The 1,251-nt window shown below is 50.4% G+C and carries 1 protein-coding gene; it reads right to left on the bottom strand.

Annotated elements, in window-relative coordinates; genetic code table 11:
- Window positions 1-1,156 (bottom strand): AAA family ATPase (locus tag ACTHUM_RS14495; protein ID WP_440403224.1); only part of this gene is annotated, 1,156 nt, incomplete at its 3' end.
- Window positions 1,157-1,251: the final 95 nt, after the last annotated feature.

The raw sequence follows: 1,251 nt of genomic DNA, 5'->3' as shown, positions 1-1,251 counted from the left end.
GCCAATAATCCTGTTGCTTTTGATACAGCAAAGCAACCTGCTCTTTCAGACGGCCTGATTTCATTTCCAACTCTTTGGGAAACTTGTCAAACTGTTCGACCGCAGTTTGCTTTTCCCCGGATACCACCGCCCTTGCCAAACAACCAATGCCGCTGTCTGCACCAAAACGGTGGCTGAACGTCAATTTGGCATTGTTTTGCGATAAAGCCTGAGGCCGCTCTTTAATCTCAAAGCCATGATTGGGCAGATAAACTTCCAGCTTTTCAGCAGTTTCTTTATCCAAAACCGTCGGACGCGACAACGCCGCCAATACGGCACCCAAGCCAACCGACGGCAACTGGTTTTCATCGCCAAGCAACACCAAACGACAACTGGTCGGCACGGCACGCAATAAATCCAACACCAGCGGCAAATCCAACATCGAAGCCTCATCCACCACCAAAACATCCAAAGCAAGCGGATGTTCATGATTGAACGCGGGGCGCATTTGCGGCGGCCGCAATTTCAACAATCGATGGACAGTCTGCCCTTCCAAGTTTTCCAAATGCGCTTTAATGTTCGGAGACAAATCAAAGCCATCTAAAGCCCGCTGCAAAGCCCGTGCCATATGCGCAGCCGCCTTGCCCGTCGGCGCGGCCAACGCAATACGGGGCAGCTTCGTACTGTTATTGCAAATCAGACCCAAAAGCTTTGCGACGGTCGTGGTCTTACCCGTACCCGGCCCGCCGGTAATCAGCATAAAGTTTTGCAGCAAGGCCAAAGCCGCAGCATCCCTCTGCTCTTTACTGTCTTTAGGATCAAACCAGTCGCTCAGGCTTTTTGAAGCCGCCATGAAATTCACTTCTTCCGCCGCGGCACTTGCCAGCCGTTTGATTTCGACAGCCAAATCATGCTCCAACTGCCACATCCGCCCTAAAAACAATTTCCGGTCTTGCAGGATAAGCGGTTTATCCGCATTGCCGACCAAATTCGGCAAGTTGCTTAAGGCATCGACATCCGCTTTATCCAAATAAATAAACGAATGCCCGTTTTGCAAGGCTGCAAACAGTCGAACCACATAAGGCTCAATAACGGATGCGCCCTGTACTTCGTGGCGGCGGAAAAACGCAATGGCCGCATCTGCGGCAGAGGAAAGGATAGAGTCGGTCGGATTCATGGCTCAAGCTTGATGGATACGGACAAAAGAAAGGCCGTCTGAAAAACAGTGTTTCCATAAATGAAAACCTATTTTTCAGACGGCCTCTATTATAC

The organism is Neisseria sp. P0021.S006 (genome assembly GCF_051956895.1).
Note: the sequence above shows the minus strand (reverse complement) of the source record. Positions and strands in the feature narration are given on the sequence as shown.